The sequence below is a fragment of the Streptomyces sp. NPDC055749 genome, assembly GCF_053617235.1.
In genome coordinates this window covers 56,329-76,214 of the sequence record NZ_JBSHFH010000016.1, presented here as the reverse complement: position 1 = coordinate 76,214, position 19,886 = coordinate 56,329, and the positions used below count along the sequence as shown (strand labels likewise).

Genomic DNA, 19,886 nt, shown 5'->3' with positions numbered 1-19,886 from the left:
GATACACCGGGCTGGCGGTGCGCACCGCGGCCCCTCATTCGTGTGTTCCAGGGGGATCAGCGTGCAGCTCCGACGTACAGGGCGGGCGAACCGGCTCCGAGGGGCGGCCTCGGTGGTGGCGGGCGTCCTGCTGCTCACGGCATGCGGCGGCGAGAGCGACGAGGCATCGGCTCCCGCGGAGCCCGTACCGGACATCGAGTGTGCCGAGTCCGGCCAGGTGCGCGGGTCGGGGTCCTCGGCTCAGCAGAACGCGATGAGCCGGTGGATGCAGCAGTACCAACTCGCCTGCCAGGGCGTGCAGCTCGCCTACAACCCGCTCGGCTCGGGCGCGGGTGTAGCCCAGTTCCAGCGCGGAGCGACCACGTTCGGGGGTACGGACCAGGCGCTGGACGCGGAAGACATCGAGGGCACCAAGGAGGTCTGCTCGGGCGGGCAGGCCATCGATCTGCCCATGGTCGGCGGCCCCATCGCCATCGGGTACAACGTGCCCGGTGTGAGCGATCTGGTCCTGGACGCTCCGACCCTCGCGCGGATCTTCGACTCACGGATCACCCGGTGGAACGATCCCTCGATCCAGCGCCTGAACCCCGGTACAAAACTGCCGGACCTGCCCGTGGTCCCCTTCCACCGTACGGACGACTCGGGCACCACCCAGAACCTCAACGCCTATCTCAAGGGCGCCACGCCCGAGAGATGGCCGTACCCGGCGGGCAAGAAGTGGCAGGCCAGGGGTGGTGAGTCGGCCAGCGGATCGGACGGGGTCTCCACGACCGTGAACCAGACCGACGGCGCGATCGGCTACTTCGAACTGTCCTTCGCCGTCAAGCGGAAGATCCACACGGTACGCATCGCGACGGGCGCGGCGGAGCCGGTCCCGCCGAGCACCACGAGCGCATCGGTGGGCATCGCCGAGGCGAAGATCACCGGCAGGGGGAAGGACCTGACCCTGCGGTTCAACTACGAGACGTCCGCCGAAGGCGCGTACCCGATCGTCCTGGTGACGTACGAGATCGTCTGCGACACGGGCAATCAGCCCGACAGCCTCCCGGCGCTCAAGTCCTTCCTCACCTACACCGCGAGCGAGGAGGGCCAGGAGCAGCTGCACTCGATCCATTACGCACCCCTGCCCACCTCGGTGGCGACCCAGGTACGCGAGGTCATCAGCACCCTCTCCTGACCTGCGCGCACGCCCGTTCCCGCCGGCTGGCCAACACGTCATACGCCAGGGGCCGGGCATATCCTGAAGGGGCTCGAAGCGCTCCGATCACTGGGAGGCGTCATGACGTTCGTGCAGGTCATTGACTGCAAAACGAGCAGGGCCGACGAGTTGAACAGCTTGATGGACGCGTGGGTCGACGCGACCAAGGGCAAACGGACGGCCACGCACTCGATCATGGGGCGGGACCGCGCGGACGCCACACACGTGGTGGAGATCGTGGAGTTCCCCTCGTACGAGGAGGCACAGAAGAATTCGAACCTGCCGGAGACCGACCGGATATTCCGGGAGATGGTGGCCCTGTGCGACGGGGAGCCGTCGTTCACGGATCTCGATGTCATGCGGGACGAGCAGCTGAACAAGCTCGTGGTCCGCAGCTTGTTCGACGAGGTGGTCAACGCGAGGAACATCGACGCGATGGACGCGATGTGTACCGCGGGCTACCGGGAGCACGACCCGTCGATGTCCTCGTACGACTTGGGGCTCGCGCAGGCCAAGACCGAGGACCGGGAGATCATCGAGGCGTTCGAACCGGTGGCCACCATCGAGAGCATGACAGCCGAGGGTGACACGGTGTGCGCGCGGCTGTCCTTCAAGGGGCGTCACGCGGGTACGTACCAGGGCATGGAGCCCACCGGCCGGGAGGTCTCGGGAACCGGCCACGCGACCTTCCGCTGCGAGGGCGGCAAAATCGCGGAAAGCTGGTGGAACTTCGACGACCTCGGTCTGATGCAGCAGCTCGGCGCGATCGAAACCTGATCCGCGTCAGCACTCCGCCTGCGGGTTCCCCGGCAGGGGGAGCCGAGGAACCCGCGCGCTTACTCTCGGCCCTACTTGCCCGAAGGCGTGGTGAGCGCCGAGGCCGCGAACTTCTTGCGCCAGGCCAGCGACACGTAGACGAGCGCGACCAAAACCGGGACCTCGATCAGCGGGCCGACGACTCCGGAGAGCGCCTGTCCGCTGGTGACGCCGAAGGTGGCGATGGCGACCGCGATGGCCAGCTCGAAGTTGTTGCCCGCGGCGGTGAACGCCAGCGTGGCGGTGCGGTCGTAGTTCAGGCCGATGGCCTTGCCCAGCAGGAACGTACCGAACCACATCACGGCGAAGTAGACGAGCAGCGGCAGCGCGATCCGCGCGACGTCCGTCGGCTGCGAGGTGATCGTCTTCCCCTGGAGCGCGAAGAGGATGACGATCGTGAAGAGCAGGCCGTACAGCGCCCAGGGGCCGATCCTCGGCAGGAACTTCGCCTCGTAGGACTCACGGCCCATCCGCTTCTCGCCCGTGCGGCGGGTCAGGAAGCCTGCCACCAGCGGGACTCCGAGGAAGATGACGACGTTGAGGGCGATCTTCCACATGGAGATGTCGAGGTGCTCGCCGTCGCCGAGGCCGAGCCAGCCCGGGAGCAGGTCGAGGTAGAACCAGCCCAGTGCACCGAAGGCGATGACCTGGAAGACGGAGTTGAGCGCCACGAGTACCGCGGCGGCCTCGCGGTCCCCGCAGGCGAGGTCGTTCCAGATGATGACCATGGCGATGCAGCGGGCCAGGCCCACGATGATCAGGCCGGTACGGTACTCGGGCAGGTCCGGAAGGAAGATCCACGCGAGCGCGAACATGAGCGCCGGGCCCAGGACCCAGTTGATCACCAGCGAGGAGATCATCAGCTTGCGGTCGCCTGTGACGGCGTCGAGCTTGTCGTACCGGACCTTGGCGAGTACCGGATACATCATGATCAGCAGGCCCACCGCGATGGGCAGCGAGATCCCGCCGACCTCGACCTTGGCCAGCGCGTCGTTCAGGCCGGGGATCAGCCGGCCGAGCCCCAGGCCGAGGGCCATGGCGAGAAGGATCCATACGGCGAGGAAGCGGTCGAGCGTCGAGAGCTTCGCGACGACCGAGGGCTCCTCGGTGGTCGCGGGTGCTTGGGTGGGGGTCACGGACAGGCCCTCTTGTTCTCGGCAGCGGTACGCGCGGAGTCGGCCAGGTCGGCGAACTGGCCGGCGAGCTGGGCGATGACGTCCGGACGGAGCTTGTAGTAGGTGAAGCGACCGCACGGCTCGGTGTCCACGACCCCGGCCTCACGCAGCACTCTCAGATGGTTGGAGAGGTTGGTCTGCTTTGCACCGGTCTCCTCGACCAGGTGTGTGGTGCAGAGCGTCTCGCGGGCCAGCAGGGTCACGATCTTGAGCCTGAGCGGATCGGCCAGGACCCGGATCAGTTCAGTGTCGACTGACGTCATCATGGGCTGATACTTTCACATCAGCGATGCCTGACACCAGCTGGCGCTGATGTCGCTCGCCCCTGATTACGCCAGGCCACCCGATCCCGCGAGACAAGAGAGACCTCCGATGCCCGAGAAGCCGTCCGTTCTGTTCGTCTGTGTCCACAACGCCGGCCGTTCGCAGATGGCCGCCGCGTGGCTGTCCTATCTGGCCGGGGACCGCGTCGAGGTCCGCTCCGCCGGCTCCGCCCCGGCCGACCGGGTCAACCCCGCCGCGCTCGAGGCCATGCGCGAAGTCGGCATCGACATCACCGCCGAGACACCGAAGATCCTGACCGTCGACGCGGTCAGGGCATCCGACGTGTGCATCACCATGGGCTGCGGCGACACCTGCCCCGTCTTCCCGGGCAAGCGGTACCTGGACTGGACGCTGGAGGACCCGGCGGGCCAGGGCGTGGACTCCGTACGGCCGATCCGCGACGAGATCAAGAAGCTCGTCGAGGGACTGATCGCGGAGATCGCCCCGGAGAAGTCCGCCTGAGCCCATGCAGCGGGCCGGAACATACCGCCCGGAAGGGGGATCAAGAAACGCGAAATCTGTTGAACCGGCGCGGTTGTGTCGTTGTGCGCCTTCACGGGCAATAATCCAGTGACCCAGAGGGAGTTACGCACGGGTGAGCCACCCTCCCCCCACGGTGGGCATGACTTTCGAACTGGTCACCGAAGCGCCACGACCCACCGTCCGAAGGGATGGTCTCCACCATGTCCACCTACGCCGAACAGCGTTCCGAATCCGGTGCCTCCCCTTCGCCTTCGGCGACGGCGCCCGTAGGAAATCCGCTCCTGGACGAACCGCCGACGCCGTGGGCCGTCGGGATGATCATGGCCATGACGCCGTGCTCCAGACGGGACGCGAAGCGGATCCTGACCGCGGCGGCAGAGGCCGCGCATATCGCTCCCACGGCCATGGCAGCCGCGATGGTGGCCGGATCGCGCGGTGTACCGGTACCCGCGCATGTGGAACGAGCGCTGCGGCGCGCGGTGGAGGCGGCCCGCAATCCGTCGCCCAGCCCCTCCGACGCCGCGCGGGGCGTGGCGCTCGTACCGAGCCGCCAACGGACCGAGCAGGTGCTGTCGGAGTTCCGGAGGTGCCAGGCACTCCTTGCGGTCACCCCTTCCGACAGGAGCGCGAGGCAAGCGCTGGACGACGCTGCCTACACCCTGTGCGTGCTGCTCGGCAGAACGACCGTGCACGATGCGGTCGACGCCGCGGAGCAGCACCTCGCGGCATCGACGTAACGGCTGACGCCGTCCCCCGTGCCCCCGTGCATCAGCCCCTGCCCCCGTGCTCGCCGTCAGCTCATGCTCGCCGCCACCTCGCTGCGCAGTTGAGGCAGCATGTCGTGCAGCACGCCGGGGCAGAGCGTGGTGCCGAAGTCCATGTGCCCGTAGATCCGGCTCGGTGCGATGCCGTACTGCCCGCACACGTACGCGCAGAGCACCACCAGGACGTCCCACTGCGCCTGCGGAGGCTGAGCTCCGTCGTGATAGGCACCCTCATTGGCGATGCCGATGGCCTGGTCGTTCTGTCCTGACGTATGGGCGGCCAGTACGAAGTTGCTGCCACCCCGCAAGGTGCTCAGGCTGCGCTGCCGGCCCTCGGTGATCCAGCCGCCCCGGCTGACGAGGAAGTGGTAGCCGGTGTCGATCCAGCCGTTCTTGTCCATGTGGAGGTCCTGGACCCAGTGGGCGTGCGAGTGGGCCTGGGCGCGCGAGAAGTCGGAGGTGTTGGCGCCGACCGTGTGATGCACGATGATCTTGCTGGGGCGCTTCGCGACCAGGCTCACGGGGCTCCGGGGCGGGCGGGCGTTCCACAGCAGGGTGCTGTCGATATCCGGTTCGACGATGTTTGAGGTGTGCGCGGCGTGCGCGGTACCGGTGCCCGGTAAAGCGGCGGCGGCGAGTCCGCCGGTACCGGCGAGCAGGATGTGGCGGCGGGTCGGCTTCGGCAGGTTCACGGCGAACTCCAGGTCCGGGGTCGGGCCGGCCGCCCGACGACGGCGGCCGGCGGAGGTGGCGGCCGGGCTACGCCGAGTTGTTGGCGAGGGCCTGGAGCCGGCTCATGTCACCGTTGAACTTGTTGCGGTCCACATCACCGGCCACACCGCTGACCCGGCCGGTAGCCGTGTACTGCCAGATCGTCCAGGTCGGGAACCCACTGGGGATGGTGGGACTGCTGGTCCCCCAATGGGCCACCCAGAGGGGGGCCTTGGTGGACATGCCGGTCCAGTTGCCGGTGCAGGTGTTCCACCAGCTGGCCGTCGTGTAGATGACGACGTCCCGGGTCGTACGGGCCTTGTACGTGTTGTAGAAGTCGTTGACCCATGTGCGCATCTGGGTCGTGGAGAGCCCGTAGCACATGGCACCCGAAGGGTTGTGCTCGATGTCCAGGACGCCGGGGAGGGTCTTGCCGTCCTTGGACCAGCCACCGCCGTTGCTCGCGAAGTAGCCGGCCTGAGTCGCCCCGTTGGAGGCGTTCGGGCGGGCGAAGTGGTACGCGCCACGGATCAGACCGGCGTTGTACGAGCCGGTGTAGTTCGCGCTGAAGCGACTGTCCTTGAAGCTCGTGCCCTCGGTGGCCTTCATATAGGCGAAGTCGATGCCCGCGGCCTTCACCGAGCCCCAGTTGATCGCGCCCTGCCAGTGGGAGACGTCGATGCCCTGGACACCACTGGTGTCCATCGCGGACACGCCCCCGTCGGCCGCGGCGCCGGGGCCCTGTTCGATACGGGTCCCCGCGCCCATCCACGCCTGCCCGGGCTGCACCGGCTTTCCGGGGGCGGGAGGAGCGGCGGCGGCCGGACCGGCGCTTGTCACGAGGAGTGTGGCAACGCTGCCGAGGACGCCGGCGAGCAGGGCGCCTCTGGATCTGATGAGTCGGCGGATCGGAGAACTGTACGCGGGCATAGCTGCCTCCGGGCACGTTGGGGGGAGTGAAACCTCTGACATCCGATAATCGGATGCCATGGACACGTCATGAGTAACGCACGAGTGATGAGGGGCGTAAAGAGGCTCCTTGGCGTAGACCTCTGACGCAGCGCGTCAGCTGCACCGACGCGGCGAATCGGCAGAAACTTTCAGAGATGAAGAACTCGCGCCCCCCTGCACGGCCCCCGCCCGCCCGAGGCTTGGGCGAGGCGGATATTCGATACGCTCTCGATCGACTTCGGGGCGCCGACAAGCTCCGAATCGCCGCTAGCAGGGGGATGGTTCCTTATGAGCAGTGCACCTTCGGCCGACCTTTTCCAGCCACTCAAGGAGGAGGATCCGACCGTAGTGGGCGGATATCACCTCGCGGCGGTGCTCGGCACGGGCGGCATGGGCAAGGTGTACCTCTCGTACACACCGGGCGGCAGGCCCATCGCACTCAAGGTGATCCGGCCCGAGTTCAGTGGTGACCCGGAGTTCCGGCGGCGCTTCCAGCAGGAGGTGAAGGCCGCTCAGCGGGTGCAGGGCCTGTACACCGCGCCCGTGATCGACTCGGACACCGAGGGCTCGCAGCCCTGGCTGGCCACTGCTTATGTGCCGGGCCCCTCCCTCGCGCACGCCGTCGCCCAGCACGGCGGACTGCCGCTGCGCAGCGTGCTGTTGCTGACCGTAGGGGTCGCCGAGGCCCTCCACGTCATCCACGGCGCGGGCATCGTCCACCGCGACCTGAAGCCCGCCAACGTCCTGCTGGCCTCCGACGGCCCCCGCGTGATCGACTTCGGCATCGCACGCGCGGCCGACGCCACCGCCCTGACCAGCACGGGCGTCAGCGTGGGCACCCCCGCCTTCATGGCGCCGGAACAGGCGGCGGCCGGCACGATCACACCTGCCACCGACATCTTCGCGCTCGGCCAGATCACGGCGTACGCGGCGATCGGCGCGCCCGCCTTCGGTGACGGCCCCTCACATGCCGTGCTCTACCGCATCGTTCACGAGGATCCCGACCTCAGCCGGCTGCCCGAGGAACTGCGGCCCCTGGTCACGCGCTGTCTCAGCCGCGACCCGGCCGACCGCCCCACCCTGGCCGAAGTCATCGAGCTGTGCCACGCCGTCTCGCCCACCCCGCTGCGCCAGGGCGAGGACTGGCTGCCGCAGACGATCGCCGGTTCGATCACCGAGCGGCTGCAACTGCCCGCCCCGGTCCGGCCGCCCACGCCGGCACCCTCCGTCACGCCCACCCCGACGGCACACTCCCCGCAGACCCCGGCGCCGGGTTCCGCTGCCCCCTACACGCCCACGGGCCACGCGGTGGCCGCGGCGCCGACGCAGGCCGCTCCGGGCGCCCCCCGCATGATGCCGCCCAGGGCCCCTGGCGCGCCGGGTGCCTTCGGCCCGCCGAACGGTGCTCCGGGCGGTCAGGGAACGCCGGGCATGCCGCACACCGTGCCGTCGGCCTACCGGCCGCCGATCGGGTACACGCCGGGTTACCAGACGCCTCCCCCGTTCCACCACACCGCCGGCTTCACGCCCGCCCCTCCCAAGCGCAAGAGGACGGGCCTGATCGTCGCCGGTTCCGTCGTGGCCGCGCTCGCTCTCCTCACGGTCATCGGATCCCTGCTGCCCGACGCCGGCGACAGCAACAACAAGTCCACCGGCGGCTCGTCGAGCACGGGCGGTTCGAGCGGCGAGACCTCGGGCGGGCCCGAGCCGAGGACCGACCCCAAGCCGGTCTCGTACAAGAACATCGACGTGACGGCCAACTACGCCGTCATGCTGGCCGACAACCCGCCCCGCCCGATCGAAGACACCGAAAGCGGCGTGGTCTACGGCAAGGGCGACCTGTACTTCTACTACGACTCCATGTTCGGGGACGAGCGGCTGGGTACGGCGAACGGAAAGCTGGTCCTGCTGAACAACTCGCAGAAGGGTTCCCTGGAGACCTGCCGCGCCGAGACCCGGTACACCGAGAAGATCGGCCTCGACCAACTCACGAACGGCTCGCAGATCTGCGTGCTCAGCGATGCGGGGCACATCGCGGTCGCGACGTACCGCGGCAAGTCGGCGGCGAAGGACCCGAGCAGGTACTTCACCGTGGACCTCACGATCTGGCGCAACGCCGAGGATCCGAAGGAGAGTTAGGCGGCGCGTCCGGCCGGCAGGTGCTTCTCGAACAGCGTGAACGACTTGGGTCCACCAGCCGGCTGCGGCTTGCCCTCCTTGTGGCCGACGACCTGGTAGCCGGCCTCCAAGTAGTAGTCAGTCAGGCGTGCGTTGCCGGCCAGGCAGTCCAGACGTACGAACGCCCGTCCCGCCTCGGCCACCCGGCGCTCCGCGGCTCGCAGCAGCATGCGCCCCGTGCCCGGCCTGGCGGTGCCGCGGTCCACCATCAGCCGGTGCACATAGCCCGCGACCGGCGGCTGCGGTCCCCAGGCGTCCTCGTCCGCCCACCACAGCTCCAAGGCCCCGGCCACACGGCCGTCGGCCTCCGCGAGCCATACCTCGCCGCTCGCCATGATGCGGCTGAAGTGGTCCTCGCCCAGGACGCCGGGCCGCCACTGGCCGGTGATTCCCTGGGCGAGCAGCCAGCGGGCGGCGTCGTCACGCAGGCGGACGAGAGTGCCGAGGTCGGTGTCGCCGGCGAGGCGGAAGCGCAGATCGTTCACCTGGCGATCCTCGCACGGGCCGGCGGCGCCGACCAAGGTGCAAGCCGACGCCGCTGCCCGTCAGGCGTTGGGGTCGAACGAGATGCCGGCCGGCTTCGCCTTCTCCAAGTGGTTGTTGAAGTTGCCGTCCTTGAGACCGAAGACGGCACTCCCGAAGTTGGCCTGACTCAGCTTGTCGCGGAGGCCGGCGGGGTAGCCGCCCCAGCCGACGAGGTCGGGGAACTGCCAGCTGTGCTGATGGTTCTCCGGCGGCTCGTCGTTGGCGTTCGCGGGTCGGAAGCAGTGCGTGCTCACACCGTCCTTGTGGTACACGATCTTGGGATGCGTACCGTCCCAACGGATCCGGTCACGGCTGTAGACGTCGAAATCGCCGTGGGCGGAAGTGGAGACGTACTGGGCCTGGTTGTTCTGCACCCAGACGACGACGTGCTCCCAGTCGTGACGGTGTCCGCCGAGCCCGCTGCCCGACACGGCCTGGTCCTTCTCGAAGTAGAGGCCGTACATGATCGCGCACCAGCCGTTGTTGCACTTGTACCGCGCGTATCCGTTGGTGTTGTCGAGGTCCCATGAGTCGCGGCACTGACCGTTGAGCGCACCGCTCGGGTTGAGGCCGGTGGCAACCGTCCCGTCCGGTCCGATGGCGGCAGTGGGGTAGCAGCCGTCCGTGTCGTAGTCGTAGGCCGGCTGGAACGTCTGCTCCAGTCCATCAGCGGCGGCGGGCAGGGCGGCGGGCGGAGCAGCGAAGGCGCTGCCGGGGAAGGCGATGACGAGTGCGATGGCGCTGCCGAGGGTCAGCGACACTCTGCGAATCCGCGAGCTCTTGTTCAACTGCGTCCTCCAAATGGACCGCGGCGTGGGGTACGCGACGTGATTGGCATGCCCATATCACGTTCCTCGAACCTCGCGACCGAGGCGATCCCTGGGAACAGGCCTGAACATCAGGCTCGTTCGGCGATTCGCAGCACTAAGCAGGCAGCAGGCGCACCTGAGCCTCGGGCAGCTTGGCCCACCAATGGTTGTAGCGGCTATAGACGCGGGGGTCGCGGTCGGCCAACACCCCTGCCAGGGAACGTGCTTCCGCGGCGAGCGCCTCCCACACGTCCGCCGGGAAGTCGTGGAAGGCCGTCGCCTCGATGCCGCCTTCGACCGGACGCCAGACACCGGCGACGTATCCGTCGACCAACAGGGTGGGCAACACGTCGCCGTTGTTCCGGATCACCAGTCGGCGATAGGCCGGAGGGATCATGCGGCTGCGGTCCGCGTAGGCGAGCAGGGTGCTGTCCCACATAGCCATGAGCCGAGGCGGGGCCGGGGTTTCCGCGGGCGGGCGCAGAGCGCCCGGAATGTCGAACAGGACAGCCCCCTCAGGGCCTTCGAACTGCTCGACGGCGTCACCGAGTGCGGTGAGCGCCTTCCGGATCGGCACCCGTTGCACCATGGCGAACTGGGCCACGTCCGCCACCGAGGCCGGGCCGAACCCTTCCAGATATCGCAGGATCAGGGCCTGCAGCGCCTGCGCTCCCGCCTCACGCCCCGCCGGCACCGGCCCGGTTCGCGCCGCGACGAACGACGACCGGGTGTTGAACGACCACGGCCCGCCCGTCGGAACGTGGTGCAGGGGGGCGTAGGCCCGCAGTCCCCACCACGCGCCCGGCTGCTTGTCCGCGCCGAGCCGCTCTTCGAGCCATGCCTTCATCTCCGCAGCCGTACGTGGCTGGTCGGCGAATGACAGCAGCTCCGGCACCAACCCATCGCCGTCCTCGGGCGTGAGGCTCGAAGCGGCAAAGCGGAAGCCCAGACGCGAGCCGTACAGCGTCGGCTGCATCGCCTCGCGGAACACCTGGTAGTCGTCGGCACGAACCGCGTGCAGTGTGATCCGCATGAGCGTCGCCTTGACGACCGCACGGTCGGTGAAACCGGCGTCCAGATCGGCCGCGGCGAAGTCGGTGATCCGGTTCCACAGGGCGACGTACGGCGAAGCCGCGTACTGCGCCTGCACCGCGACCACGCGACCGACGGCATCGACGACGCTCAGCGCCTCCCGCTCCAGCAGAAGTTGACGGCCCAGAGTGGCTCGGTTCAGTTCGCGCGCGGTGATCTTCACACCGAGGATTGTGCAGTGCGCCGACCGGAGAACGCCAGGGCGTTTCGCACATCCATTCGATGAATCGGCGGTCTCGACATCTATACGCGCTCAAGCGGATGGTGCGGTCCGAGAGGCAGCTCGACGTCGATCGCGTCACCGGGGCGAACGCCGCCCCCTTGCCTGACCACGCCCATGATCCCTGACTTGAACACGAACTCACCGGTCACGAAGTCGAGCTCGAAGACCTCCTGGAGCAGGCCCTGCTGGAGCCCGTTGATCTTCGAGCACGGATTGCGCAGTCCTGTCACCTCCACGATCGCCTCCTCGCCAAGACGCAGCAGCGCCCCGGTCGGCAGGCCGAGGAGGTCGATCCCCCGCGTGGAGATGTTCTCCCCGAGCAGGCCCGCGGAGACCATGAACCCCTTCGTGGCGAGTTCGTCGAAGAGCTCCTCATGGATGAGGTGTACCTGGCGCAGATTGGGCAGGTCCGGCTCGTACGTCATGCGGAACTGATGCTTGATGGTCTCCCCCGCATGGACATCACCCTCCACACCGAGACCTGCGAGCAGCGTGATGCTCGTGCGGTTCGGCTTGCTGAACGAGTAGGTCTCATTGCTGCTCACGGCAGTGACGTGTGCCATTCCGGCCCCAACTCTCGAAGACCTGCGTCCTGACCGGCGGGAGTTACGATGCGGCGGGAGCCGCGGGTGCAGCGGGAGCAGGTACGTACGAGTCGTCGGACTCCGGCTCCGGCTCCAGCGGCGGCTCGCTGAGCTGCTCGCGCAGGTAGTTCCAGACCACCGCGACCAGCGCGGCTGCGGGAACGGCGAGCAGGCTGCCCACGATGCCGGCCAGGCTGCCGCCCAGCGTCACCGCCAGCAGGACCACCGCGGCGTGCAGTCCGAGTCCGCGGCTCTGGATCATCGGCTGGAACACGTTGCCTTCGAGCTGCTGCACCACGACGATGATCGCCAGCACGATGAGCGCGTCCGTCAGGCCGTTCGACACCAGTGCGATGAGCACCGCCACCAAGCCGGCGAACAGGGCGCCCACGATCGGCACGAACGCCGAGATGAAGGTCAGTACGGCCAGCGGAAGCGCCAGGGGTACGTCCAGGATCCACAGACCCACACCGATGAAGACGGCGTCGAGCAGGCCGACGAATGCCTGGGAGCGTACGAAGGAGCCCAGAGTCTCCCAGCCGCGCGCGGCCACGATCGGGACGTCGGTGGCGAGCCGGCCGGGGAGCTGACGCGTGAGCCACGGCAGGAACCGCGGCCCGTCCTTGAGGAAGAAGAACATCAGGAAGAGCGAAAGGAATGCGGTGACCACTCCGTTGAGCAGGGTGCCCACACCCGTGGCGACGGCGTTGACCATGCTGCCGACGCTGTCCTGAACGCGTGTCATGACGGTGTCGAGCGCACCGGAGATCTGGTCGTCGCCGATGTTCAGCGGCGGTCCGGCGGCCCACTCGCGCATCTTCTCGATGCCCTCGACCACACCGTCGGCCAGTTCGCCGGACTGGGAGGTCACCGGCACCGCGATCAGCGCCACGATGGCTGTGACGACGAAGAGGAACAGCACGGTCACGAAAGACGCCGCGAGGGCGGGGCGCCATCCGCGGCGGCGGAGGAAGCGCGTGGGGGGCCACGTCAGCGTGGTCAGGAACAGACCCACGACTATCGGCCAGACGACCGGCCACATCCGACCCAGCAACCACAAGGCCGCCGCCGCGGCGACAAGGACCAGCAGCAACTCGACGGAAACGCGTGCTGTTGTTCGTAGCGCGGCGGCGCTCTTCGTGGAGCTCAACGTGGCAGACATGGGATCACCCTATTGATACTCCGGCCGTACTCCGAAACGGCCGCCGCGCGACTCAGGTATCAGCAGGTGCGGCCGGCGTAGTGGGCTCCCTGAATGCTGCTCGCCGAACCGAGCCAGTGGTCACCGGGGCCCACACAGCGCTCGTAGTTGGGACCGAAGACCTCGACCTCGATGATGACGTTCGATCCGTCGGACGTGCAGTGGTTGTAGCGGGCGTCGGAGCCGGTTTCGTAGAACCCGCAGGGGTTCAGGGCGGTTACGGCGTGCCCGCCGGTGGCCGTGGCGGTCGCAGCCGGAGCGAGTCCCAGGACGAGTGCGGCTGCGGCACCGGCGGCCAGCAGGGATTGACGAACGCGCATCACGATCTCCTCGTTGATCATCTTCCCGAGCGCTGATCACTCGGACACTCGATGATCACGGGCCGTTCTCCCTCCGATCGCCGGTTTGCCCCGAACGGAGCAGTAAGTGCAGCCGATCGGGCTTCGGCTCATCGGCCAGGAGGTGCGAATGCACGCCGGACCGCGAGGGCGAGGGCCTCGCGGCGCCGGTCGCGGTCACTTCGTGCGGGGCGATCGACGGGTCGATGATCCCCTTGGCCTGTGCCTCTTCGATCGACTTGACGCGTCTCGCGTCGAGCTCCGGCGGGCGGTCGTACAGGTTGCCCGTGGAGGTGCGTTCCAGACGGGCCCAGGTGGCCAGGCGGATCCCGTCTTCATGGCCACCACCATAAATAGCCAGTTCGATAATGACCTGCTCCATGGGGAGTGCGCGGGAGGTACGACCCGCAGCCCGGCGGGGCCGCGCCGTATGCGAGAACGTCATGGAAAAGCCTTCTCCCGGTTACGCGACCGGCAGCTGCCCCGTGCCATGCTCCCGGTTACAAAAAGTCAACACGCGTAGAACGCGGCGCCGTTGAGGCGGAAACCGCGTTCCTTCGCGTGCCGTCCCCGGGAAAGGGCACCCCCCATGTCCGTTGCGCAGATAGGCAGATGGAAGGCGCTTGCGGCAGCCATATCCGCCGTACTCGTCGGCCTCACCCTTCCGACGGTCGCCGCGAGTCCCGCGAGCGCCACGACCACGGCGTACGACAGCACGTACTACAAGAACGCGATCGGCAAGACCGGCACGAGCCTCAAGTCCTCGCTGCACACCATCATCAGCCCCCAGACCAAGATCTCGTACGACGCGGTCTGGAACGCGCTCAAGGCCACCGACCAGGACCCGAACAACAGCGGCAACGTGATCCTGCTGTACAGCGGCCTTTCGCGCAGCAAGACTCTCAACGGCGGGGACGTCGGAGACTGGAACCGTGAGCACGTGTGGGCGCAGTCCCACGGCAGCTTCGGTACCTCGTCCGGCCCCGGCACCGACCTCCACCACCTGCGCCCCGCGGACGTACAGGTCAACAGCATCCGCGGCAACAAGGACTTCGACAACGGCGGCAGTGCGGTCAGCGGCGCCGCCGGCAGCTACACGGACTCCAACTCCTTCGAGCCGCGCAACGCGGACAAGGGCGATGTGGCCCGCATGATCCTCTACATGGCCGTCCGCTACGAAGGGGACGATGCCTGGGCGGATCTGGAGCCCAACGATTCGGTCTCCAACGGCAGCGTCCCGTACCACGGCCGCCTCTCCGTACTGAAGCAGTGGAACGCGCAGGACCCGCCGAGCGCCTTCGAGGAGAAGCGCAACCAGGTCATCTTCGACACCTACCAGAAGAACCGCAATCCGTTCATCGACCACCCCGAGTGGGTCGAAGCGATCTGGTAGACCGCGTGCGAGGAGGGCTCATCTCCCTGCCGCAGTGGGGAGATGAGCCCTCGGGCAGCGGGACCTGGGCCTACGTCAGCTGGTCGAGCAGGCTCTCCGCCCGAGCCCGCAGACCGGCTGCCTCGGGGCCTTCCCACGCGGCGAGTTCGGTGACGAACGCGGCGACGCGGGCGGTTCCGCTGTCGGCGCGGCCCAGCTGCCGTTCCGTCCACGCCGCGTAGGCCACGCACTGGAAGCGTTCGTCGAGTGCGCCGTCTCCGAACTGCGCGTAGAGCGCCCCGGCTTGATCGAAGAGGCGAACCATCTCCTCCCGGGTGGCGTGCGCCTTCTTCGATGACCCGGCCTCGTCCTCGTCCTCGTCGAGCGTGTCCTGAAGCAGCCGGGCCAGCTGCTGCCAGGTCTGGGCGCGCTCATAGCGCAGCGCGGGCTCCTCGGAGCCTTCGACGACGGACAGCGCCTGCTCCATCAGCTCACGCGCGCGTGCGAACCGGGCGTCGGACGCTTCGTCCTCCTCGTCCTCCTCCTCGTCCTCCGCGGCCAGCCACGCCAGTGAGCGCAGCACCCGCGCCTCCGCCACCTGGTTGCCGCCCACTCCGCGCCACAGCTCCAGGGACCGCCCGTAGGCGGCCTCGGCCTCGCTCTGCAGACCGGCGGCGGCGAGTGCCTCCGCGGCCGAGTGCGCGAAACCGGCCTCGAACCGGGGCTCGTCCCACCCCTTGGCCGTCTCCGCGGCGAGCAGGTACTGCTCAGCGGCGGCGCGCGGATCGTGCAGTTCCCGGAGCAGCCCGCCGAGCAGTTCCCGCGCCTGTACGCCATCGCCCTCGCCGAGCTCCAGCAGGTCCGGCAGGGCCGACTGGAGCACCTCCGCCGCCTCGACGGTGCGCTCGTCCGCCGCGTACGCCTGGGCCAGCATCAGCCTGGCGCGGGCCCCCGTCGTGGCGGCGAGTCCGGCCTGGTCGAGCCAGTGCGTCGCGTCGAGGGCGTGCAGGGCCGCCTCTTCGGCTCCTCCGCCCCGGCGGAGGAGGACCTCCGCGAGGGTCATCCGTACGCCGGCCTGGTCGGCGCCCTCGGGCAGCTCGGCGGCGTGTCCGAGCGCCGTGCGGGCGGTGGACTCCGCGGCGTCCAGCTCTCCGCGCGCGGCCAGCACGCTCGCCCGGATGGACAGCGGTTCCACCGCGTCCCAGGGCTGCTCCGCTGCCAGGAGCCGCTCAGCAGCTGAGCTGAGCAGCGGCAGCGAGCGGTCGAGGTCGTCGACCGCCAGAGCCAGTTTCGCGAGCAGGAGTTCGCTGTCCGCGACCAGGTCGGCCACCGACTCCGGACCGGCTGTCAGGGCCGCCGGCTCGTTGCCGTACGCGGTGACGAAGCCTTCCAGGTCGGCCACCAGACGGTTGTCCACGGGCGATTCCGGTTCGGTCGACGCCCGCTCGCGCAGGTGCGACTCGATCCGGAGGGCGGTGAGTTCGGCGCCGAGGAGCCGGCGGGGGCGTTCCGGGTCGGTCCCGTCCAGTGCCTGCGCCGACCGCAGGGCGGCGGCGAGCAGGTCCCGTATCTCGGTGGGCTCGGCGCCGAACTGGGTGGCGCATCCCGCGACTGCCAGGTCCGCGCGAGACGCCCGGCCGTGCTGTCCCGCCGCCCGATAGGACGCGGCTGCCTCGGCGTACAGGGAACGCGCCGTCGGGTCGCCGGTGCTCGCCGCGGTCGTTGCCCGGTGCACGAGCAGGTCCCCGGCCAGCGCCGGGTCCGAGAGCACGGTGTCGCCCGCGTCTCCCCTGCCTGTCCCGGCGAGCCTGGCCACTTGCGCCCACAGCCCGTCGGCGGAGGGGTGGCCCTTCTGCCTGGCCGCACGGGCACGGGCGACGAGCGTGCTGAAGTCCGGTTCCGCACCGGTCCCTCCGGTGCCGTCCTCCGCGATGTCAGGGGCCTTGTCCCCGTCCGGCCCGGTGGCCCGGGGCCGGACGGCCGCGGGCGGCAGCTCCGCGCTGCGCACGCCCAGGGGAAGGGACGCGGCCAGGGGCTGCTGTCCGATCCGGTCGACCAGCCGCTGGGAGACGAGCGCCGTCCCGTTACGAGCGTCGAAGCGGGCGGCGATGTCCGTGGCCGCGGTGAACAGCAGCTCGTACAGCTCCTTCACGCTGCGGTTCCTGCCCTGGTACGTGACGGTGGGGCCGTCCCCGTGTCCCAGGTCGGTGAGCCGGCGCAGGAGTACGAGGACTCCCCCGGCGAACTCCATCTGCGACTCGACGTCCGCGAGCGGGCCGAGGTGGGCGGCGTGCTCGGCGAGGATCTCGAGACCGCGGGACTCGTTCCCCGTCAGGGCGCAGAACTCGATGTGCTCACCGATGGAGCGGAGCAGGCTCTCCTTGCCGCGGACCATGCGGTAGCCGCGGAGGTGGTACGTACGGGCCTCGTCGGGGCGGCCGAGCCGGACCAGCGGGAGCAGGGCGTGGGCGAGCACGCGGTGGGGCTCCTCCATGCAACCCAGGCCGTCGGTGAGGACCGGCTGCCAGACCTCGATCGCCTTCGCGTCGTCGCCCTTGCGTGCCCAGTACCAGCCCTGGGTGTTGATCTCGCAGGCATGGCAGTCGCTCATCGCGTCCCGTTCGGCCGCTGCCCAGCCGGTGATGGCACGCTCCATCCGGGCCTGGTCGCCGGTCGCGTCGGCCAGGTAGAACTCGGCCTGCCGCACGGCACGTTCGCTGTAGCCGGCCAGTCGGTAGCGGCGTTCCATGTCCTTCAGCCAGCCGTCCACCGCGGTGAGCGGGATCTCCGGGGACTCGACGATCCTCCCGGCCACCCACTTGAAGCGCCAGAACAGGCGGTGCACCTCGTGGGAGGCGAAGGCGCCCTGGTCGCGGTCGAACTCCTGGAGCAGCCGGGCGAAGGGAACCACCATCTTGGTGCGCTCGGCGCTGTACTCGTACGCCTCGATGAGGACGACGAGCGCACGGCGGAACAGCTCTCGGTCTCCGGTGGCCTCGGCCGCCGCGCCGAGCGCTTCCGCATGGGCGTTGCGGGCCGTCCCATAAGGGGCCCGGGCGTTCTCGCCCAGCTCGCGACTGATCTCATCCGGGGTCATGGTGGTCACTTCTGGTTCTCCTGGGGGTTCGAGTGCGTCGCCCATTCCAGAAGCCCGAGGAAGGCCCGGTTGAGCAGGGTGGAGTCGGCGGGGCGCAGAGGCCGCTGCGACATCAGCAGGGCCTGGCCGTACAGCGACTCGACGGCGGTACCGGTGAGTTCCTCGTCGGGCAGGCCGGCGATCCGGCGGATCAGCGGGTTGTTGTGGTTCAGGACCAGCCGTGCCCGGGGTGCCGATCCGCGCAGTGAGCCCAGGATGTCGTTCCACAGGGAGTCGGCGTTCTCCTGGGCGGTGACCCGGTCCCGCTCGTGACGTGCCTGCCGGTCGTCCAGGAACAGCGCGGGCACGCTCACCGGCTGGAACGCGCGCAGGGCCACGTCGCAGCCGTGCGGGTCCAGGCGGGTGCGCGCGGTGGCGAGGAAGGACGCGAGGGCCAGCTCAGCGGTTGTGGAGACCGGATCCAGCCGGTCGGTGACGGCTCCGGCGTCGAGTTCGGTGACCTTCAGACCGGGCCGGACGGCAGGAAGCAGAGCGAGCAGCTCGGCATCGTAGGTGTAGCCGGCGTTGACGACACCGAGGCCGTGGGCGGCGGCGATCGGGGCGATCTGCCGGAACTCCTCCACCGTACGGGTGAAGTGGATCTCGTCGTGGGCGGCGGCGAACTCCTCCAGGCCGAGGTTCCCGTCGCTGGTCTCGAAGGGCAGCCAGGGCAGCATGAGTTCGAAGAGCTCCGCGTCATGCCGTGCCAGTGACTTCACGCCGAGGTGGTGGACGCGCAGGAAGTCCGCGAGTCGCTGCGGGTCGCCCGCGGCGAGCTCGGTCAGCCACTGCCGGACACGGGCGCCGAGCGCGTCGCGTACGGCGGCGAGCGTCTCGTCGTCGTACAGGTTCTCGCGCGAGGCGGTGGGGCGCAGGGAATCCGTGTCCACCACGGCGCGTACGAAGAAGGCCCAGTCGGGCAGCAGGTTGCTGGCGTGGTCGGTGAGCAGCATGCCCTTGAGGTAGGTGCGGTGCCCTGCCTTGTGTGCGGGGCTGGTCGGCTCCGGGAGTACGTACGCCACGCCTCGTACACCGGCGACCGGCAGGTCGAGGTCGATCGTGTCGAGCGGGGTGAATCCGAAGACGCGTGTGCAGTGCCCGGCGAGTGCCACGCGGCGGGAGGCCGGGGTGGGGTAGGTGCGGTCCCAGACGGCGGGGCGTTCGGTGACCTGGCGCTCGGTGCCGTCCGCGTCGGCGAACGTGATGTCGTACGGGAGCAGGGAGCCGAAGTCGCGGGCCAGTTCCTCGACTCGGGAAGGCTCCATCCACTCCCCCGCGCCGGGCCTCGCCTCCAGGTGGACGGTGGTGCCGGGCTCGGTGCGGGCCTCGTCGGGCAGCACCCGGACCGTGTACGAGCCGTCGTCGGAGGCGAGCCATTCCACCGGGGCGGCATCGGGGGTGCGTGCGGAACGGGTGACCACTCTGATCCGTCGGGCCACCACGAAGCAGGCGAGCAGGCCGATTCCGAACTGTCCGAGGAACTCGCGCCGGGCCGACTCCAGACCGTGTTCACCACCGCGTTTGGAGCTGCGGCCGATGGTGGCGAGCAGGGTGTGGACCTCGTCGGACGTCAGACCGATGCCGCTGTCCTCGATGGACACGGTGCCGTCCGCGGCGTGGAGCCGGATGCGGATGTGCGCGGCGGGGTCGAGTGCCTGGCGTGCCGTGACGGCGTCCACCGCGTTCTGCAGCAGCTCTCGGACGTACACCCGGGGGCTGGAGTAGAGATGGTGGGACAGCAGGTCGACCAGCCCGCGCAGGTCGACCTGGAAGCTGTTGACGTCCGGCGCCGTCTTTTCGCCCGGGGTGGCGGAAGTCATGGTGCATCACCTCGTGTGTACGCATCGTTGAAGAGGCGACCTCGAGGACCCCCCCCTCATAGATCGCGAACTGAGACACAGCGTAGAGGGGACGACTGACAATCGCCCCTGAGATATGGGCCGGTCAGGCGAGCGAGGCGTGCGTGATGTCCAGGTCCGGTGCGTCGTCGGCCGCAGGCGTGCAGA

Annotated in this window: 19 protein-coding genes; 6 read left to right on the top strand and 13 right to left on the bottom strand. The window is 69.0% G+C overall.

What is annotated here, in order from left to right; translation table 11 throughout:
* Window positions 1-61 precede the first annotated feature (61 nt).
* Window positions 62-1,177 (top strand): phosphate ABC transporter substrate-binding protein PstS, encoded by a 1,116-nt coding sequence (gene pstS, locus ACWGO0_RS14880; protein WP_453533554.1) that lies wholly within the window; start codon window positions 62-64, stop codon window positions 1,175-1,177.
* Between the two features lie 102 nt (window positions 1,178-1,279).
* On the top strand, window positions 1,280-1,975 hold the full coding sequence (locus tag ACWGO0_RS14875; protein ID WP_453533551.1) for an ester cyclase: 696 nt from the start codon (window positions 1,280-1,282) through the stop codon (window positions 1,973-1,975).
* A gap of 71 nt (window positions 1,976-2,046) precedes the next feature.
* Here the strand turns inward: ACWGO0_RS14875 and arsB are convergent, their stop codons facing one another.
* Entirely contained in the window at window positions 2,047-3,150 is a 1,104-nt protein-coding gene (gene arsB / locus ACWGO0_RS14870) for an ACR3 family arsenite efflux transporter (protein ID WP_453533548.1), read from the bottom strand.
* Window positions 3,147-3,455 carry an ArsR/SmtB family transcription factor gene (locus tag ACWGO0_RS14865; protein WP_382729405.1) on the bottom strand — a complete coding sequence of 103 codons (309 nt, stop codon included), beginning with the start codon at window positions 3,453-3,455 and terminating at the stop codon, window positions 3,147-3,149. Before ACWGO0_RS14865 ends, arsB begins: the two co-directional genes overlap by 4 nt.
* A gap of 106 nt (window positions 3,456-3,561) precedes the next feature.
* Between ACWGO0_RS14865 and ACWGO0_RS14860 the strand changes: the two genes are divergently transcribed.
* Together ACWGO0_RS14860 and ACWGO0_RS14855 are read left to right on the top strand one after the other, a co-directional pair.
* On the top strand, window positions 3,562-3,975 hold the full coding sequence (locus ACWGO0_RS14860) for an arsenate reductase ArsC (RefSeq protein WP_453533544.1): 414 nt from the start codon (window positions 3,562-3,564) through the stop codon (window positions 3,973-3,975).
* A 221-nt stretch (window positions 3,976-4,196) separates the two neighbouring features.
* Window positions 4,197-4,733: a DUF5133 domain-containing protein gene (locus ACWGO0_RS14855; RefSeq protein WP_453533541.1), complete on the top strand. Its 537-nt coding sequence runs from the start codon at window positions 4,197-4,199 to the stop codon at window positions 4,731-4,733.
* Between the two features lie 56 nt (window positions 4,734-4,789).
* Here the strand turns inward: ACWGO0_RS14855 and ACWGO0_RS14850 are convergent, their stop codons facing one another.
* Window positions 4,790-5,452 carry a peptidoglycan recognition protein family protein gene (locus ACWGO0_RS14850; RefSeq protein WP_453533538.1) on the bottom strand — a complete coding sequence of 221 codons (663 nt, stop codon included), beginning with the start codon at window positions 5,450-5,452 and terminating at the stop codon, window positions 4,790-4,792.
* 67 nt (window positions 5,453-5,519) lie between these two features.
* Window positions 5,520-6,401, bottom strand: coding sequence for a lysozyme (locus ACWGO0_RS14845; protein WP_453533535.1), 882 nt, complete (start codon window positions 6,399-6,401; stop codon window positions 5,520-5,522).
* A 309-nt stretch (window positions 6,402-6,710) separates the two neighbouring features.
* Here ACWGO0_RS14845 and ACWGO0_RS14840 point away from each other — a divergent pair, with 309 nt between their 5' ends.
* A complete protein-coding gene (locus ACWGO0_RS14840; protein ID WP_453533532.1) occupies window positions 6,711-8,561 on the top strand; it encodes a serine/threonine protein kinase in 1,851 nt (616 codons plus the stop codon).
* Here the strand turns inward: ACWGO0_RS14840 and ACWGO0_RS14835 are convergent.
* The 7 genes from ACWGO0_RS14835 to ACWGO0_RS14805 all read right to left on the bottom strand — a co-directional run bounded on the left by ACWGO0_RS14835 (window position 8,558) and on the right by ACWGO0_RS14805 (window position 13,754).
* Window positions 8,558-9,085, bottom strand: coding sequence for a GNAT family N-acetyltransferase (locus ACWGO0_RS14835; RefSeq protein ID WP_453533529.1), 528 nt, complete (start codon window positions 9,083-9,085; stop codon window positions 8,558-8,560). The two genes, ACWGO0_RS14840 and ACWGO0_RS14835, sit on opposite strands and share 4 nt — an antisense overlap.
* Before the next feature lie 60 nt (window positions 9,086-9,145).
* Window positions 9,146-9,913 (bottom strand): NPP1 family protein, encoded by a 768-nt coding sequence (locus tag ACWGO0_RS14830; protein WP_453533526.1) that lies wholly within the window; start codon window positions 9,911-9,913, stop codon window positions 9,146-9,148.
* 136 nt (window positions 9,914-10,049) lie between these two features.
* Entirely contained in the window at window positions 10,050-11,189 is a 1,140-nt protein-coding gene (locus ACWGO0_RS14825) for a winged helix DNA-binding domain-containing protein (protein ID WP_453533523.1), read from the bottom strand.
* Between the two features lie 80 nt (window positions 11,190-11,269).
* Complete coding sequence (locus ACWGO0_RS14820; RefSeq protein WP_453533520.1) at window positions 11,270-11,812, bottom strand: MOSC domain-containing protein; 543 nt, start codon at window positions 11,810-11,812, stop codon at window positions 11,270-11,272.
* Window positions 11,813-11,855: 43 nt separating this feature from the next.
* On the bottom strand, window positions 11,856-12,995 hold the full coding sequence (locus tag ACWGO0_RS14815; protein WP_453533517.1) for an AI-2E family transporter: 1,140 nt from the start codon (window positions 12,993-12,995) through the stop codon (window positions 11,856-11,858).
* Between the two features lie 59 nt (window positions 12,996-13,054).
* Window positions 13,055-13,354: a DUF6355 family natural product biosynthesis protein gene (locus tag ACWGO0_RS14810; protein WP_453533514.1), complete on the bottom strand. Its 300-nt coding sequence runs from the start codon at window positions 13,352-13,354 to the stop codon at window positions 13,055-13,057.
* Window positions 13,355-13,409: 55 nt separating this feature from the next.
* Window positions 13,410-13,754: a hypothetical protein gene (locus ACWGO0_RS14805; RefSeq protein ID WP_453533511.1), complete on the bottom strand. Its 345-nt coding sequence runs from the start codon at window positions 13,752-13,754 to the stop codon at window positions 13,410-13,412.
* A 207-nt stretch (window positions 13,755-13,961) separates the two neighbouring features.
* Between ACWGO0_RS14805 and ACWGO0_RS14800 the strand changes: the two genes are divergently transcribed.
* Entirely contained in the window at window positions 13,962-14,765 is an 804-nt protein-coding gene (locus ACWGO0_RS14800; RefSeq protein ID WP_453533507.1) for an endonuclease I family protein, read from the top strand.
* A 70-nt stretch (window positions 14,766-14,835) separates the two neighbouring features.
* Here ACWGO0_RS14800 and ACWGO0_RS14795 read toward each other — a convergent pair whose 3' ends face one another.
* Both ACWGO0_RS14795 and ACWGO0_RS14790 read right to left on the bottom strand, forming a co-directional pair.
* The gene (locus ACWGO0_RS14795) at window positions 14,836-17,850 is read right to left on the bottom strand and encodes a tetratricopeptide repeat protein (protein ID WP_453533504.1); all 3,015 of its coding nucleotides are present in this window, start codon (window positions 17,848-17,850) and stop codon (window positions 14,836-14,838) included.
* A complete protein-coding gene (locus ACWGO0_RS14790; protein ID WP_453533501.1) occupies window positions 17,847-19,700 on the bottom strand; it encodes an HSP90 family protein in 1,854 nt (617 codons plus the stop codon). The genes ACWGO0_RS14795 and ACWGO0_RS14790 overlap by 4 nt, the downstream gene beginning before the upstream one ends.
* Window positions 19,701-19,886 lie beyond the last annotated feature (186 nt).